11 protein-coding genes and 2 pseudogenes are annotated in these 17,060 nt (G+C 62.4%); 4 read left to right on the forward strand and 9 right to left on the reverse strand.

Going from position 1 to position 17,060, the window contains the following annotated elements; genetic code table 11:
* The first annotated feature begins 89 nt into the window (after positions 1 to 89).
* Both groL and RPMA_RS22740 read left to right on the forward strand, forming a co-directional pair.
* Positions 90 to 1,742: a chaperonin GroEL gene (gene groL, locus RPMA_RS22735; protein WP_211909908.1), complete on the forward strand. Its 1,653-nt coding sequence runs from the start codon at positions 90 to 92 to the stop codon at positions 1,740 to 1,742.
* Between the two features lie 182 nt (positions 1,743 to 1,924).
* Positions 1,925 to 3,133 (forward strand): hypothetical protein, encoded by a 1,209-nt coding sequence (locus RPMA_RS22740; RefSeq protein WP_211909909.1) that lies wholly within the window; start codon positions 1,925 to 1,927, stop codon positions 3,131 to 3,133.
* Positions 3,134 to 3,336: 203 nt separating this feature from the next.
* On the opposite strand, the gene RPMA_RS22745 is transcribed toward RPMA_RS22740, so the two are convergent.
* Together RPMA_RS22745 and RPMA_RS22750 are read right to left on the reverse strand one after the other, a co-directional pair.
* Entirely contained in the window at positions 3,337 to 3,741 is a 405-nt protein-coding gene (locus tag RPMA_RS22745) for an META domain-containing protein (RefSeq protein WP_211909910.1), read from the reverse strand.
* Between the two features lie 377 nt (positions 3,742 to 4,118).
* Entirely contained in the window at positions 4,119 to 5,792 is a 1,674-nt protein-coding gene (locus RPMA_RS22750; RefSeq protein WP_211909911.1) for an L-lactate permease, read from the reverse strand.
* Between the two features lie 285 nt (positions 5,793 to 6,077).
* Here RPMA_RS22750 and RPMA_RS22755 point away from each other — a divergent pair, with 285 nt between their 5' ends.
* The gene (locus tag RPMA_RS22755) at positions 6,078 to 7,820 is read left to right on the forward strand and encodes an ABC transporter ATP-binding protein/permease (RefSeq protein ID WP_211909912.1); all 1,743 of its coding nucleotides are present in this window, start codon (positions 6,078 to 6,080) and stop codon (positions 7,818 to 7,820) included.
* On the opposite strand, the gene RPMA_RS22760 is transcribed toward RPMA_RS22755, so the two are convergent.
* From RPMA_RS22760 to RPMA_RS22785, 6 genes and pseudogenes are all read right to left on the reverse strand, one after another.
* Positions 7,817 to 9,133 (reverse strand): chloride channel protein, encoded by a 1,317-nt coding sequence (locus tag RPMA_RS22760; RefSeq protein ID WP_211909913.1) that lies wholly within the window; start codon positions 9,131 to 9,133, stop codon positions 7,817 to 7,819. The genes RPMA_RS22755 and RPMA_RS22760 overlap by 4 nt on opposite strands.
* A gap of 125 nt (positions 9,134 to 9,258) precedes the next feature.
* The gene (locus RPMA_RS22765) at positions 9,259 to 10,257 is read right to left on the reverse strand and encodes a TorF family putative porin (protein ID WP_211909914.1); all 999 of its coding nucleotides are present in this window, start codon (positions 10,255 to 10,257) and stop codon (positions 9,259 to 9,261) included.
* A 413-nt stretch (positions 10,258 to 10,670) separates the two neighbouring features.
* Positions 10,671 to 11,366, reverse strand: a complete 696-nt coding sequence (locus RPMA_RS22770; protein WP_211909915.1) for a hypothetical protein — start codon at positions 11,364 to 11,366, stop codon at positions 10,671 to 10,673.
* A 128-nt stretch (positions 11,367 to 11,494) separates the two neighbouring features.
* A complete protein-coding gene (gene glcF / locus RPMA_RS22775) occupies positions 11,495 to 12,808 on the reverse strand; it encodes a glycolate oxidase subunit GlcF (protein WP_211909916.1) in 1,314 nt (437 codons plus the stop codon).
* Positions 12,805 to 14,042, reverse strand: a pseudogene (locus tag RPMA_RS22780) (FAD-binding protein). The gene glcF and the pseudogene RPMA_RS22780 overlap by 4 nt, the downstream one beginning before the upstream one ends.
* Positions 14,043 to 14,190: 148 nt before the next feature.
* Positions 14,191 to 15,684 carry an FAD-linked oxidase C-terminal domain-containing protein gene (locus RPMA_RS22785; RefSeq protein ID WP_211909917.1) on the reverse strand — a complete coding sequence of 498 codons (1,494 nt, stop codon included), beginning with the start codon at positions 15,682 to 15,684 and terminating at the stop codon, positions 14,191 to 14,193.
* Between the two features lie 185 nt (positions 15,685 to 15,869).
* On the opposite strand from RPMA_RS22785, the gene RPMA_RS22790 reads away from it, so the two are divergent.
* Positions 15,870 to 16,262: a c-type cytochrome gene (locus RPMA_RS22790; protein WP_211909918.1), complete on the forward strand. Its 393-nt coding sequence runs from the start codon at positions 15,870 to 15,872 to the stop codon at positions 16,260 to 16,262.
* Positions 16,263 to 16,330: 68 nt separating this feature from the next.
* On the opposite strand, the pseudogene RPMA_RS22795 reads toward RPMA_RS22790, so the two are convergent.
* Positions 16,331 to 17,004 (reverse strand): annotated as a pseudogene (locus RPMA_RS22795) (TetR/AcrR family transcriptional regulator).
* Positions 17,005 to 17,060: the final 56 nt, after the last annotated feature.

Below are 17,060 nucleotides of genomic sequence, written 5' to 3' on the forward strand. Positions count from 1 at the left end.
ACGGCGCCGTGTACTGGATCGCCCGGTCAAGCCGGGCGACGACAGTAAGAACACGGCGCACAAGTTTCCCCTTTCAGGAGCACCATCAGATGGCAGCCAAAGACGTTAAATTTGCCGGCGACGCACGCGACCGCATGCTGCGCGGCGTCGATATCCTCGCCAACGCCGTTAAGGTCACGCTCGGTCCGAAGGGCCGCAATGTCGTGATCGAGAAGTCGTTCGGCGCGCCCCGCATCACCAAGGACGGCGTCACCGTCGCCAAGGAGATCGAGCTCGAGGACAAGTTCGAGAACATGGGCGCGCAGATGCTGCGCGAAGTCGCCTCGAAGACCAACGACAATGCCGGCGACGGCACCACCACCTCCACCGTGCTCGCCCAGGCGATCGTGCGTGAAGGCGCCAAGTCGGTTGCCGCCGGCATGAACCCGATGGACCTCAAGCGCGGCATCGATATCGCCGTCGCCGCCGTCATCAAGGACATCGAGAAGCGCGCCAAGCCGGTCGCCTCCTCCGCTGAAGTCGCCCAGGTCGGCACCATCTCGGCCAATGGCGATGCCGCCATCGGCAAGATGATCGCCCAGGCGATGCAGAAGGTCGGCAATGAAGGCGTCATCACCGTCGAAGAGAACAAGTCGCTCGAGACCGAAGTCGATATCGTCGAAGGCATGAAGTTCGATCGCGGCTACCTCAGCCCCTACTTCGTGACCAATGCCGAGAAGATGACCGCCGAGCTCGAGGATGCCTACATCCTGCTCGTCGAGAAGAAGATCTCCAGCCTGCAGGCCATGCTCCCGGTGCTCGAAGCCGTGGTGCAGTCGACCAAGCCGCTGCTGATCATCTCGGAAGACGTTGAAGGCGAAGCCCTCGCCACCCTCGTCGTCAACCGTCTGCGTGGCGGCCTCAAGGTTGCTGCCGTCAAGGCTCCGGGCTTCGGCGATCGCCGCAAGGCCATGCTGGAAGACATCGCGATCCTCACCGGCGGCCAGCTGGTGTCGGAAGATCTCGGCATGAAGCTGGAAAGCGTCACGCTGGCGATGCTCGGCCGCGCCAAGAAGGTCGTGATCGACAAGGAAAACACCACTGTCGTCGGCGGCGCTGGCAAGAAGCCGGCGATCGAAGCCCGCGTCGGCCAGATCAAGGCGCAGATCGAGGAAACCACCTCGGACTACGACCGCGAGAAGCTGCAGGAGCGTCTGGCCAAGCTTGCTGGTGGCGTTGCCATCATCAAGGTCGGCGGCGCGACCGAAGTCGAAGTGAAGGAAAAGAAGGACCGCGTGGATGACGCGCTGAACGCAACGCGCGCCGCTGTGCAGGAAGGTATCGTCCCCGGCGGCGGTACGGCTCTGCTTCGCGCCAAGAAAGCTGTCGGCAAGATCACGAACGCGAACGCAGACGTGCAGGCCGGCATCAACATCGTCCTCAAGGCGCTGGAAGCTCCGATCCGCCAGATCGCAGAGAACGCCGGTGTTGAAGGCTCGATCGTTGTCGGCAAGATCCTGGAAGAGAAGTCCGAGACCTTCGGCTTCGACGCCCAGAACGAAGTCTATGTCGACCTCGTCGCCAAGGGCATCATCGACCCCGCTAAGGTCGTGCGCACCGCACTGCAGGACGCTGCCTCGGTTGCCGGTCTCCTCGTGACCACCGAAGCCATGGTCGCCGAGCTGCCGAAGGACGCAGCCCCGGCAATGCCGGCTGGCGGCGGAATGGGTGGCATGGGCGGCATGGGCGGCATGGGCTTCTAAGCCCGGCGCGCTCTGCACCATTCATCACAACATCGAAGGCCGCCCTCCGGGCGGCCTTCTTTTTTGCCGCGGTGAATGGCCTTCCCTGCCCGGCATAGTTCTGATTCAATCCCCTCATAATCTGGCACGAGCGGAATCAATCCGCTGCGTCGATCTTTTCAGACACGTCCAAGGGCATTTCCATGCGCGCGCTCCACTTCTGCCTGTACGGCCTTGCAGCCACGGCATCACTCGCACCCATCAATTTCGCGACAGCACAGACGAAGGCCGCGCCGAAGAACCAGGCGGCCGGTCCGGAGGTGCGCTACTTCACTTCCATCGACGGATTGATGGATGGCAATGCCGATGTGATCCTGAAGGAGACAAGGCAAGGCAAGACGGTGACGGCGGCGACGCTTGATGTCTGCTATCCCGCCGAAAAAGGCAGCGATCGCAAGGATCGCTTCGTCGCAAATCTCACCGTCAGCGGCCAGACGCTGTCGGGCGCGACGCAGACGCAGATAGACAAGCTGCCAGTGACGGTGAAGCTCAATCGCCGGCCGACCGGCGACACATTCGAGTTCAAGGGACAGGTGACCGTCGGCCAGACTACGACGAGCCTGACCTCGGCAGACAATGCCGATCAGAGCGAGAAGGAATATCAGCAGAACCTGGGCAGCGACGAAAGCATCGCCGCGGCTCCGAAGGACTTTTCGGAAGTCTCGCCGGAATCCATCGCCGTGAAAATCAAGCTGGAAGCCGCGCTCGATTTCGTCCGCTCGCTGCGCGGGCAGAGTGTCGAGGTCTCACTCTCGAGCCTGTCGGTCAGTTGCGATGCGCTGCGGGCCGGTGAGCAGGTGATCAATCTCGCCGTCGATCCGGAACGCGCCGTGGAATTCGTCACCAAGACCAAGACCTATCCGGGTGTTGCCACTGTCGGCTGGACGGCGGGCGCTATCGACATGGAGCGCACGGTGCGGTTTGCCGCAGCGGACTGGAAGAGCGGCGACAAGATCGACCGCAGCAAACTTGCGACTGCGCTGGCGAATGTGCTGGCGAAGGCGATGGGTGCGAAATCGTCCGCAACCGCATGGGACGATGAGACCGGCAAGCTGAAGCTGAGTTTCAAGCGTCCGAGCCAAGTGATGCCGGCGCTCGAACTGACGGAGAATGTAGACGTCAGCGCCGTGGTGTCGCCGGACAAGCCCGGCGCGACCGACAAGCTCATCCTATGGGTCTCGACGCCGTCGGTGACGACGGTCGATGAAGCCTCGGGATCGAAGCTGGCACTGGCGGAAGCGCCGGCGACGGATGAGGAAGGCGATCCCCGCGATGACAACGGCGCGGTGGCGGCCGTGGCTGCGGAATTCAAGGCGCAGAGGTGGGACGCGGAGAAGAGCGGGTGGAAGTGAGGTAGTTTCTTTCTTCCCTCTCCCCTTGTGGGGAGAGGGTGGATCGACGGCGCTAGCGAAGCTTTGCTTCGCGTGAGCCGTCGAGACGGGTGAGGGGTAGCCACAAGCTCCGAGCCTAGCCATACCCCTCATCCGTCTCCGCTTCGCGGAGCCACCTTCTCCCACAAGGGGAGAAGGAAAAACAAAGCGCCTCCGCTACTCCATCAATTCGTATTCAGCCGAAACCGTAGCGTCTTCGGTCCGATGAACGTCACCGTGTCGCCGCGCCGCTGCCAGTTGGTCGCGGCACCGAGATCAGCCAGCAACTGATCATCCAGCGCAATCTGCGCTTCCGTGCAATTGCGGTTCACGATCGTCCCCGGCACGAACACCACCGTGTTGCCGGCAATCGAGAATTGCCCCTTCCCGCCCTTGCACCACAGCTCCACCATGGCCTCGCCGGCATCGCCGATTTCGAGATTGGGGATGCGCTTGTTGCCCGGCATCCGCTGCGCATCGAGGGTCATCTCAAGACCGAACGGAAAATCGTCGGCGGCCTGCGCCGGCAGGGAGAACAGGAGCGCAGCGCCAGCCATGGCAGCGCGCAGCAATGTCGTGTTGGAAATCATGTGATGTCCCGGTGATGGATTGGGTCGGCAACGCTTGCGCGGTTCTTACGCGAGGCGGCCGGACTTGACCAGAAAGGTCGGGACACAATGTGGCGGGCTAAGAAAATCGCTGTGGCCTCAACCTCTCCCCGCATCCCCGCGAAGCGAAGCTTCGCCAGGCGGGGAGAGGTCGATCCAGCGAAGCCGGATCGGGTGAGGGGCATGGCACGCGGCGAGTGCCAATCTCACAGATCTCGGATCGAAGAATGCGGGAAGCTCTGAGAATTCATCAGAGAGATTCGATGGCGCGCGTATGAGGCACGCGCGTGCCATGCCCCTCACCCGCCGCGAAGACGCAGCGACCTCTCCCCGCTCAAGGGCGGGGAGAGGTTACGACCTTATTTCGGCGCCGCAATCACCATTTCCGTGAACGGATAGACATAGGCCTGCAGCATCACGAAGCCGCCGACCATGCAGGCCAGCACGATGGAGTGCCAGAACACGAAGCGCAGGATCGAGCCTTCGTGGCCGAACCAGTTCGTCGCGGTGGACGCCACCACGATGGACTGCGCGTCGATCATCTTGCCCATCACGCCGCCGGACGAATTGGCGGCGCTCATCAGGATCGGATTGAGCCCGAGCTGTTCCGACGTGATCTTTTGCAGATTACCGAACAACACATTCGATGCCGTATCTGAACCGGTCAGCGCGACGCCGAGCCAGCCGAGCAGCGTGCCGAAGAATGGATACAACACACCGGTGGCCGCGAAAGCGAGGCCGAGGGTTGCGTCAACGCCGGACAGGCGCGTCAGCGTGCCGATGGCCAGCATCGCCGAGATGGTGATCAACGAGTAAGCGCAGAGCTTGATGGTGCTGCCATATTCCTTGATCATCTTGACCGGCGAGAAGCCCATCACGAAGCCGGAAATGATGGCGGCGAGCAGCATGCCGGTGCCGGTGAAGGATACATAGGTGAAGGCGAACACGGCACCTTCCGGCGTCGGCTTCGCAGCCACCGGCGGCACCTTGTTGATCATGTTGTGCAGTTCGGGCACCGGATAATTCCAGGTGAAGATCGGATTGACGATCCCCTTGAACCAGTTGGTGCCCCAGATCAGCAGGATGATGCAGAGGATGATCCACGGCGTCAGCGCGCTCCAGACCTGCGCCGAGGTCAGCGGCGTGGTGTCGAGCGGCTTGGCGGGCGGCGCAGTGGCGGCGCTGTCGTCGCGCTGGCGCAGTTTGGCGGAGGTCCAGATCGTCTTCGGCTGCCAGACTTTCAGGAACAGGATCAGGCAAGCCATCGAGATCAGCGACGCGCCGATATCGACGATCCACGGATTGATGTAGTTCGAGATCACGAATTGCGGGATGGCGAAGGATAGCGCGGTGACAAGGATCGCCGGCCAGACTTCCTTCATGCCCTTCCAGCCCGCGAAGGCCCACACCACCCAGAACGGCACGATCATCGAGAACACCGGCAGCTGGCGGCCGACCATGGCGCCGAGGATGAAGGGGTCGAAGCCGGTGACGGTGGCGAGGCCCTGGATTGGCGTGCCGAGCGCGCCGTAAGCCACAGGCGCAGTATTCGCGATCAGCGACAGGCCCGAGGCAGCCAGCGGCGAGAAGCCGAGGCCGATCAGCACGGCGCCGGTGACGGCCACCGGCGTACCGAAGCCCGAGGCGCCCTCAAAGAACGCGCCGAAGGAGAAGGCAATCAGAAGGATCTGCAAACGGCGGTCATTGGTGACGCCGCCGATGGCGCGCTGCAGGATCTCGAAACGGCCGCTATCGACCGTGAGCCGATACATGAAGATTACGTTGAGGACGATCCAGCCGATCGGAAAGAAGCCGGTGACGACGCCCAGCGCCGATGCGCGTATCGACATGTTGGCCGGCATGGTGAAGGCATAGATCGCCACAAGATTGGCCAGAACCAGCGCGATGACGGCGGCGATATGCGCCTTCACCTTGTTGGTCGCAATCAGCACCAGCAGGATGACCACGGGAATGGCCGCGACCAAGGTCGATAGCGTCGCGTTGTTGAATGGATTGTAGACCTGATTCCACATGGCCGTTTCCCCGTTGTTTTTGTTAGCAGCGCGTGGCGCGGCCGGTCCGAGCGGGATCGGCAGCTTGCTGATTGTTTACTTGCGAGGGCGATCACGATCGGTCAAAGCCGATGACACCCATGGCGTTGCGCAGGCGGCGAAAACCGTCCTTCGCTTTTGTCCATGCTAGGTTGAATCACACTTTCGCGACAAGGCGCCGCGCGTCAACTTGTCCGCAACTTTAGTCTAAAAAGCTAGAATCGCTCTGACTTCAAAGCCTTGGCGTCCAGCCTCCGGAGATGCTCTGTGAATAACATCCGCTCCACCCTCGCGGCCGTCTGGCGCATTGCGGGCCCCTACTTCCGATCAGAGGACAAATGGGCGGGGCGCGGCCTGCTCGCCGCGGTGATCGCGATCGAGCTCGCAGTGGTCGGATTGAACGTGTTGTTCAATCGCTGGAACAACACATTCTACAATGCGCTGCAGGATCGCAATCTCGACGTCTTCACCTTTCAGCTCGCATACTTTTCGCTGCTTGCTGCCATCTATATCGCGCTGAAGGTCTATCAGCTCTATCTGAACCAGTGGCTGCAGATCCGCTGGCGACGCTGGATGACCGAGAACTATCTCGGCGAATGGCTGGCCCATGCCAATCACTATCGCATGCAGTTGCAGGGCGATGCCGCGGATAACCCCGACCAGCGTATCGCCGAAGACGTCCGACTGTTCGTGGAAAAAACGCTGGAGCTCGGTATCGGCCTTTTGAGCGCCACCGTGACGCTGCTGTCTTTCGTCATCATCCTGTGGGGACTATCGAATGAGGCGCCGCTCCACATCATGGGCCGCGAGATCGCAATTCCTGGCTATCTGGTCTGGGCCGCGCTGATCTATGCCGTGATCGGAACGGCGTTCACGCACCTGATCGGCCGACCGCTGATCGCCCTGAATTTCCAGCAGCAGCGTTATGAAGCAGACTTCCGCTTCAATCTGGTACGTGCGCGCGAAAATTCCGAACAGATCGCATTGCTGCGCGGCGAGCCGGTCGAGCGCACGCGCCTGGCAACGCGCTATGGCATGGTGGTCGCGAACTGGCTCGACATCATGAGCCGGACCAAGAAGCTGACCGCATTTACCGCGAGCTACTCGCAGATCGCGATCATCTATCCCTATATCCTGGTCGCGCCGGCCTATTTCGCCGGCAAGGTCCAGCTCGGCGCCTTGATGCAAACAGCATCGGCTTTCGGCAGCGTGCAGGACTCCCTGTCATTCTTCGTCACCGCTTATCGCTCGCTGGCAGAATGGCAGTCCGGCGTTCTTCGTCTCGACGGCTTCGAACAGGCCATCGCGCATGCCGAAGCGCTCCGAAGCAAGGACGACATCATCCATGTGACACCGGGCGACACCGGGGCAATCGCGCTCGACGACCTGACGCTTGCCCTGCCGAATGGCACACCGCTGATGGCGACGCCGGGTTTCAGTTTCTCCGGTGGCGAGCGCACGCTGTTTACCGGTCCATCGGGCTCCGGAAAATCCACGCTGTTTCGCGCCATCGCCGGCATCTGGCCGTTCGGCAAAGGCAGGATCGCCATTCCCGCCAAGGCATCCATGATGATGCTGCCGCAGCGGCCCTATTTTCCGGTCGGGACATTGAAGGAAGCCGTCGCCTATCCCGCCGCGACCGATGCCTTTGACGCTGCATCGATGACGGCTGCAATAACGGCTGTCGGGCTGCCCGCTTTGTCCGGACGGCTCGATGAGGATGCGCACTGGAATCGCATGCTGTCCCTTGGCGAGCAGCAGCGCCTCGGCGTCGCACGCGCCTTGTTGCACAGGCCCGACTATCTCTTCCTCGATGAAGCCACGGCATCGCTCGATGAGCCTTCAGAAGCCGCACTGTACAGACTAATCGAGGAACGATTGCCAGATACGACCGTGATCTCCATCGGTCACCGCAGCACGCTGCGTGCGTTCCATCAGCGCAATGTCGTGTTGGAGAACGCCGGCGATGGGTTTACGCTGGCCGAGGCGACGGCGGCGCCAGCGAGCTAGGTCGGCTTTGGTGCATCAGCGGCAAAGCGCGCCAGCGTGATTCTGGCGAGGGCGTGATAGAGGCCCTCGCTGAGCACGAGCTGCGAAGCCCCGTTGGCGATCAGGGCTGCAGCCATCAGCGGGATGACCATGGCATGGTTGTTGGTCATTTCCGAGGTGATGACGAAGGCAGTGATCGGCGCGCGCACGACGCCGGTCAGATACGACACCATGCCGATCAGGACGAGCGCATCGAGCGGGACAGGCGGAAGGAGCGCCGCCAGATTGGACGCGATACCTGCACCGATCGCCAGCGATGGCGCGAAGATGCCACCGGGAATGCCGGAGATCGCCGACAGCATGGTGGCCGCATATTTCCAGGCGCCGAAACCATGTGCCACCGCCGTCGGACCGTCATCGATGATGGCGCGCGCCTGCTCATAGCCGGTGCCGTAGACATGGATACCGCTCGCCAGCCCGCAAAGCGCGACACCGAGACCACAGCCCCCCGCGAAAATGACCGGATTTCGCTTGATGACATGGCCGAACCGCCCGGGAAGCCCCAGCGCAAAGCGCATGAGAATGCGACTGAAGATGCCGCCCAGCACACCGCAAAGGATCGCGCAGACCGGCACCACGAGCCATGCTTCACCGAGCGGCAACACTGCGGAGGGCGAGCCGAAGTAGTGGTACTCGCCGAGCAACGCGAGTGAGGTCAGACCGGCGGCGACGATCGCGCCGATGACAAGGCTCAAGCTACGCATCTCGAACGAACGGCTGAGCTCCTCGATAGCGAAAACAATGCCGGCCAGCGGTGTGTTGAACGCTGCCGCGACACCAGCCGCCGAACCCGCGAGCAGGAAGCCGGGCTGGCGATAGGGCGCGAAGCGGCCCAGTGCCGCCATGATGGCGCCGCCGACCTGAACGGTCGGTCCCTCGCGCCCGGTCGAGGCGCCGAACAGCAAGCCGAGCGACATCACCACGACCTTGCCCAGGGCCACCCGCAGCGAGACCAGCGGCCCGCGCCGCTCATTCGGCAGCCGCAAGGCCGCGATCACCTGCGGAATTCCCGAGCCCTGAGCATTGGGAAAAACAGCGATGGCCAGCCACATGCAGATACCGAAGCCGACCGGCGTCACCAACAGGCCGGCATAGGGCCATCGTGCCAGCAACGCGCCGAACAGATGCTGCGCATGGTCGGCAAGCCAGGCCATCGCGATGGCGGCGAGGCCGACACAGATCCCGCCCGCCAGGAACAGCATGTGGCGCGTCCAGCGCTTGCGCGCGAGGCGGGAGCGAAGGCCGAAATGAGCGAGATAGCGGCGGGTTTTCATCGCACGGGGTGTTGCAGGTCTCGTGGCACCCAGCAATGCCGGCAATGAGAGGGCAGATCTGCGCAAAGAAAAACGGGCAGCGATTGCTCGCTGCCCGTCTGTATCCAACCGAAGGCCGGAAAAGCTTACTTCAGGTTCTGCATCGCGGTCAGGTCAGCCGACAGCTTGACGATGCCGGTCGCGCCGCACCAGCTGGAGCCGAAGCCGCCGTTGATCGGGGTCGCAAAGCCAGGCTGGCTGGCGGTGAAGTCCGAGGTGAAGGCGTTGCAATCACCCTTGGACAGGTTGGTGTCCGAGTAACGGAGGTCAAGAGTGAAGACCTTGTAGGTGAAGCCGATGCCGACGTTCCAGGTGTTGTAGTCGGCATACTTGATGCCGGGGCCGATGCCCGGAGCAGCGAACGAGTAGAACGAGTCCGAGGTGCCCAGCCACTGACGACCGAATTCACCCGATGCATACATGCCGACACCCGACGTACCGAACCAGGTCGACGGCGCGATCGCCTTGGCGGTGATGGCGGCATAGTTGCCCCACGCGCCGGTGTTCAGGAAGTTCGGCGAATAGTTGTCCGACACCCCCATCGTGAAGTAGTCGTTGAAGGTGTAAGCGAACTTGCCATACACCTCGTAGAAGCTGACATCCTTCTTCATGACGTTGCCGTTCGGCAGCGTCGCAGCACCAGCGCCCACGCCGCAAACGCCCGCGGTGCCAGCCGGGTCGAAGTCGATGCACTGACCGCCGGGATAACCGTAGTACCAGAAGCCGAAGTCAAAAGCTGCGGCGCCGAAGGTCGGGCGGATACCGAAGTAGCCATCGATTTCAAGGGCAGCGCGGTTGGCAAACGAGATGCTCGAGGCCGAGGTACCGATATAGAGCTGCAGGTCCTTGTTCACATTGTAGCGCGGCTCGAAGTAGGCCGTCACCGACGGACGGTTGTTCGACTGCGACACGCCGCGGAACAGGTAGTTGTTGGTGATCGAGGCGCCGAAAGCGACATCCCACGGATCATAGGCGGCCACGATCGGCGGTGCCTTCTTGTACATCTTGGCGCCGAGATCGGCTGCCGACACCGTGGTGGCCCCCATCGCCAGAACCGCGGAAGCGGCAATAACTACCTTCTTCATGACATTCCCCATCACTTATGAAACCGAGCGATCTTGTGTCGATAAGACGGCGAGACCGCGTAATCCGTAAACCTGTCGCAACTCTGAGGCGTAAGAGGTACACGGTGAAGGAGAAAAAACGGGCAACTGCCGCCTCTTTGGGCGAATGCACGTTTCCGTGAGCGGTTGTGGCAAGGTGTTGCAAAACCAGCACGGTTTTTGAGGCATTCCAGCTCCTCAGTTACCGCTGAATGGAATTGCTGTCCCGTCCGGGCGGACACAGCAGCGTTCGGCTTGGGTATTCAACTGCGCGGACAACGCGCATTCCGAATCGCTGAGAGCCTCGCGACTCACTCACGCTGCGGATCGCTCAAAAGAAAAAGGCCGCAGTCGAAACTGCGGCCTCATCCCTGCAGGACCAGATCGGTCCAACGTTACTTCATGTCGTCCTCATCCGAAGACTCGGCCGGCGACGTGTCACCGGGCGAATGGCCTTCCACCGGACCCGGCTCGGGCTCGGAGGGCGAGGCCAGCGGCAGCGTCCAGCTCGGGCTGCTGTCTTCGACGGGCGACATCATCGGCGCCACCGGCTTCGGCTCGGCCTTCGGCTTGGGGACGCGCGGCTTGCGCGGCGGCTTGGGCGGCAGCGGCGCGGGCGCCGGAGCATCCATCACCACCGGCGCGGCGGCGGCGCTAGCCATCAATTCGTTCGAGACGCTGACCTTGGCCTTCGGCGCCTTTTTGGCCGGAGCCTTCCTGGCGGGCGCCTTGGCGACCGGCGCTTTGGCGGCCTTCTTCGGCGCGGCCTTCTTCACAGCCTTCTTGGGCGCAGCGGCCTTCTTCGCCGGCCCTTTCGCTGCGGACTTCTTCGCAGCCTTCTTCACGGTCTTCTTGGCAGCTTTCTTCGCAACCTTCTTGGCGGTCTTCTTCACGGCCTTGGGCGCTTTCTTAGCTGCCTTCTTCACCGTCTTCTTGGAAGCTGCCTTCTTGGGAGCTGCCTTCTTCGCCGACTTCTTGGCGGACTTCTTCGATGCCTTCTTGGCAGAGGTCTTCGCAGCCTCAGCCTGCTTGAGCTTTTTCAGCTTCTTTTTGTCTTTCTTGTCCTTCTTCAATTTCTTGTCTTTAGCCATCGTGGTGCTCCTGTTGCCGCCGATCGATCGAGATCGGCGTTCACGTCTCCGCGCCAGCGCGGGGCCATTGACGCATGTTTAAACGACACAGGTAAATGCGTCGTCATTCGCTTGCTGGATTGGATCGATCAGTTCAATCCTGGCCTGGGACCGCCCGTCGCCCAATCGAGAAGCTCAATCGTGTGTACGACCGGGACATCCGTCCCGCCGGCGATCTGGACCATGCAGCCGATGTTGCCGGCAGCGATGACATCCGGCTTGACGCTTGCGATGTTGGCGACCTTCCGGTCACGCAAACGGCTCGCGATATCAGGCTGGAGCAGATTGTAAGTACCCGCCGAACCGCAACACAAATGGCTCTCCGGGATATCTTTCACCACGAATCCAGTCTTGGAAAGCAATTCTTTGGGTGCCTGTGTGATTTTTTGCCCATGCTGCAGCGAGCACGCCGAGTGATAGGCGACAACCAAATTGCTTTGTTTGTCAGGTATCGGCAGATCCAGCGCGTTCACGTATTCGCTGATGTCCTTGGCGAGCGATGACACCTTGGCGGCAGGCGCTGCGAACTCCGCATCCTCGCGCAGCATGTAGCCGTAGTCCTTTATGACAGTTCCGCAACCGGACGCCGTGACCAGGATCGCGTCGAGGCCGCCGCGATCGGCCTCGCCAAGCCAGACACCGATATTGGCCTTGGCGCGCGCTGTCGCGTCATCGTCGCGGCCGAGATGATGGGTCAGCGCACCGCAGCACTGTTCGTCACGCACCAGCACGACCTCGACGCCGTGGCGGGTCAAAAGCCGGATCGCGGCATCATTGATGCGCGGAGCCAGCACCTGCTGGGCGCAGCCTTGCAGCAATGCGACACGGGCCCGCCGCGGGCCGATGGCGGGAAACACGCTGCCCCCGGCGGGACCGGCAGGCGGCAGCTTTGCCGGCGCCATGGTCAGCATCGCCTTGACGCGGCTGAGCAGGTTCGGGCTCGCCTGTTTGCGCGTGGAGGGCAGCAGCGCTGCCAGCGGGCGTGCCAGCCGAGCGGCCGTCATGCTGAGCCGGAACAGGGCCGGACGCGGCAGCACGAAGGCCAGCACATCGCGCAGCAGCCGCTCCGGCAACGGCCGGACATATTCCTTCTCGATCTTCACCCGCGCCTGATCGACCAGATGCATGTAGTTCACGCCAGATGGACAGGTGGTCATGCAGGCCAGGCACGACAGGCAGCGGTCGATATGCTTCACCACCTCCTGGGTCGGCTTCTGACCCTTTTCCAGCATCTCCTTGATCAGATAGATACGGCCGCGCGGACTATCGAGTTCGTCGCCGAGCAGCACATAGGTCGGGCACGTCGCGGTGCAGAAGCCGCAATGCACACATTTGCGCAGGATCTTGTCGGCCTCCGCGATATCGGGATCGGCCAATTGGGTCGGTGAGAAATCGGTTTTCATGTCGAGAAACTCCGCGACATCCGGCCGCGATTGAGAATACTTTTGGGATCGAAACTCTTGCGTACGCGGTCGCCAAGCGCAGCGACGCCCGGTGCAAGCGGATGAAACACATCGATGGCGCGACGGACGTCTTCGGACGCACGGATCAGCGTGGCGTGACCGCCGGCGGCATCGACAAGCTTGCGGAGTTGCGACGCCTGCGCGTCGGCCGATGGCGGCAGCGCCGCCCAGATCAGGCCGCCCCCCAGTCATAAACGACCTCGCCCTGCGAGCGCTTTGCAATTTCCTGCCCGAGCTTGCCGCCCGAGGCCGGCGGGCAGACGATCCGCCAGACAGGCCACATAGCGCGTGGCCCACTGGCCGCAAATGGAACGACGTCGCGGATATCAGCCCATAGCGCAGCGGACTGACTGTCTTCGATGATTTCGGCAGTGCCGTAGGATTGCAGCAGCTTGCTCAATGATGCTGCCCGGCTGGAAGCCGATGCGGTAATGCCTTCGAGCCGGATCAGCGTCACCGATTGATCGGCGGCAGCGATCTCGCCCAGCGGTCCCTGCACGGCGCGCAGTGCCGAGCCCGGCAGATGCGCCGCACCGGAGATATCATAGGGCGAGCCGAGCGCTGCCGTCATGGCCTTGTTGGCGGCGATGTCGTCGAGGCCGCGCAGGATCAGCGTACGCTCGGCTTCCGCACGCGGCATCACCTTCAGCGTCACCTCGGTCATGACCGCGAGCGTGCCCCAGGCGCCGGTGATCAGCTTGCAGACATCATAGCCCGTGACGTTCTTCACCACGCGACCGCCCGCCTTGAAGCTTTCACCGAAGCCCGACACCGCGTGCACGCCGAGCAGGTGGTCGCGCGCACCGCCAGCCTGGATGCGGCGCGGCCCGGCGAGGCCGGCAGAAATCGTGCCGCCGATGGTGCCGACATCGGGCGTGCCGAGCAGGCGCGACGTGTTCATCGGCTCGAAAGAGAATTGCTGGTTCTTGGTATCGAGCAGCGCCAACACATCGGTAAACGGAGCGCCGGCCTGAACGGTGAGGATCAGCTCGTTCGGTTCATAGGAGGTGACGGCGTTGAGCGCCGACAGGTCCAGCACCGCATTGGTCGCAATCGGCTGCCCGACCATGCGCTTCGATCCGTGACCGATGATCTCCAGCGGTTGCTCGCTGGCAATGGCGGCACGAACGGCTTGCTCGACGTCGGCGGCGTCTCTGGGTTTTAGTATGTCCACGGCGGCCTCAAGGCAATCACATAGCGACAATCCCTACTGTCATCGCCCGGCTTGACCGGGCGATCCAGTAAACTCGGGACCAACGGTGTGTACTGGGTCACCCGGTCAAGCCGGGTGACGACAGAAAGAGTTAAATAGCGAGCCATCATCAAAACCGCGGAATATCGGGAAATGCCAGCTTCCCGCCATGCACATGCACGCGGCCAAGTTCGGCGCAGCGATGCAAAGTCGGAAACACCTTGCCGGGGTTGAGCAGCCCCTGCGCATCGAAAGCACATTTGATGCGCTGCTGCTGGTTGAGGTCGATCTCGTTGAACATCTCGGGCATCAGGTCGCGCTTCTCGATACCGACGCCATGTTCGCCGGTGAGTACGCCGCCGACTTCGACGCAGAGACGCAGAATATCGGCGCCGAAGGCTTCGGCTTTCTCCATCTCGTCCTCCTTGTTCGCATCATAGAGGATGAGCGGATGCAGGTTGCCGTCGCCGGCATGGAAGACATTGGCGACGCCGAGCCCGTATTTGGCCGACATCTCCTTCATCCGCCGCAGCACCAGCGGCAGCGCGGCGCGCGGGATCGTGCCGTCCATGCAGAGATAGTCCGGCGAGATACGGCCCACCGCGGGGAATGCCGCCTTGCGACCGGACCAGAACAGCAGCCGCTGCTGCTCGGACTCCGAAATCTGGCACGTGGTCGAGCCGCATTTGAACGCGATCGCCTCGACGCGCTTGATGAGTTCGTCCACTTCGACGGCGGGACCATCGAGCTCGACGATCAGTAGCGCATCCACATCGAGCGGATAGCCGGCATGGACAAAAGCTTCGGCGGCGTGAATGGCCGGGCGGTCCATCATTTCCATGCCGCCGGGAATGATGCCGGCGCCGATCACATCGGCCACACACTGGCCGGCGGCTTCCACTTCGGCAAAGCCGATCATCAAAGCCCGCGCCGTTTCCGGCTTCTGCAGAATGCGCACAGTCACTTCGGTGACCACGCCGAGCAAACCTTCGGATCCGGTGATGATGCCGAGCAGGTCGTAGCCCGATGGCTCCGCGGTCTTGCCGCCGATGCGGACCACCTCGCCATTCATCAACACGATCTCGCAACCCAGCAGATTGTTGGTGGTCATGCCGTATTTGAGGCTGTGCACGCCGCCGGAATTCTCCGCGACATTGCCGCCGATGGAGCAGGCAATCTGCGATGACGGATCGGGTGCGTAATAGAAGCCCGCATGCGCCACGGCCTGGCTGATGGCGAGATTGGTGACGCCGGGCTCGACGACGACCGCGCGGTTGTCGAAATCGATCTCGCGCACGCGCTTGAACTTGCCGAGGCCAAGCAACACCGCATCGGCGAGCGGCAATGCGCCGCCGGACAGCGATGTGCCCGAACCACGCGGCACGACCTTGATGCCGTTGTCATGGCAATATTTCAGGACCTTCGAGACCTGCTCGGTCGTATCCGGCAACACCACCACCATCGGCGGCTGCCGATAGGCGGTGAAGCCATCGGATTCATACGGGAGCATTTCGGCAGCGCTGGAGATCACACCCTCTCCCGGCACCAGCTTTCGCAAGGCCGCGATGATGGCATCGCGCTTGGCCAGCACGGCTTCATCTTTCGCCGGCATCATGATTGTCATTGAAGCGTTTCCCTTTCGCAACCGCGATATGAAACCGCTGCATGCTTTCAGCGGAATCAATCACGTCCGCGTCGCTTTGAACAGATAACGAAAGCATGAAGCCGAGGCCTTATGGTACCCGCTTGTGCTTGCTGCGACCTGTGTGCGAACATTCAATCCGGAAAGCCAACCATGAAGAGCCATCCATGAATAAAGTGACCTTCGCCGCGACCCTCGTGCTTGCGGCCTCGACCCTCCCGTCACTCGCGTTCGCGCAGGACGTCGCCGCCGGAAAATCCTCGTTCAACAAATGCCTGGCCTGCCACGCTGTCGGCGAAGGCGCGAAGAACAAGGTCGGCCCGGAGCTGAACGGGCTGAACGGCCGCAAGTCAGGCAGCGTTGCCGGCTATTCCTATTCAGACGCCAACAAGAATTCCGGCCTCACCTGGGATGAAGCGACGTTCAAGGATTACATCAAGGACCCGAAGGCGAAGATCCCCGGCACCAAGATGGCCTTTGCGGGAATCAAGAAGGAAACCGAGATCAACGATCTCTGGGCGTTCCTCGCGCAATATACTGCAGACGGCAAGATCAAGTAAGGCATCAGCGCTGTCCCGGCGTGCCGCAGGTCATTGACGCTGCCGCGCGAGCCGGGACACGAGGCCCTTTAAACAGGCGCCGCCATCTTGGTCGGCAACACCGCCTGCACCACCAGGCCGCGCGCACGGGCATCCATGACGCCAACGGCGCGAAGCGCCAGCAGCGTGACCGTCTGGACGGCATCGCGCAGTTTCACGGCATCATCGAAATTGTCCGGCGCCATCGGACCGACCAGAGCCTCATGCAGCGCGCCGAGCAAGGCCGCCGCTGCCAGAGCCGTATCCTGCGCCGGCAAATGACCGGCACGGATCGCCGCATCGATGCGGGTTTCGATCTCGCCGGCGATCTCGCGGCGACTGGTGAGTCGGGATTCAGTGACATCCACCTCGACCGGCTCGGCGAGAATGCCCCAAGCGAGTTTACGGTTCGAGACGACATGGACGGCAACCGTGGTGACGGCTGCAGCGAGAGCGGAGGACGGCCCGGGCGCCGCATCGGCCGCACGGCGAATGGCCGCCAATTCATCACGCGACACATCCGCGATCAATTCGGAGATCAGATCCGCCTTGGAGGGGAAATAGCGATAGACGGTGCCTGCCGCGACATTGGCGCGAACGGCCACCGGCGCGATCTGCACCGCCGCCATCCCCCATCCGCACAAGTGTCGCGCGCCGCGGCCAGAATGGCGTTGCGCCGTGCCGCAAGTCGCTTCACGACCTGCTGGGTTCGTCGATAGACCATGAGCTTATCCCGCGTCCGCCGTTCCTGGCGCCTGACCGGCGACCAAGGAAAATGCG

It is taken from the genome of Tardiphaga alba (genome assembly GCF_018279705.1).
Lineage (GTDB): Bacteria > Pseudomonadota > Alphaproteobacteria > Rhizobiales > Xanthobacteraceae > Tardiphaga > Tardiphaga alba.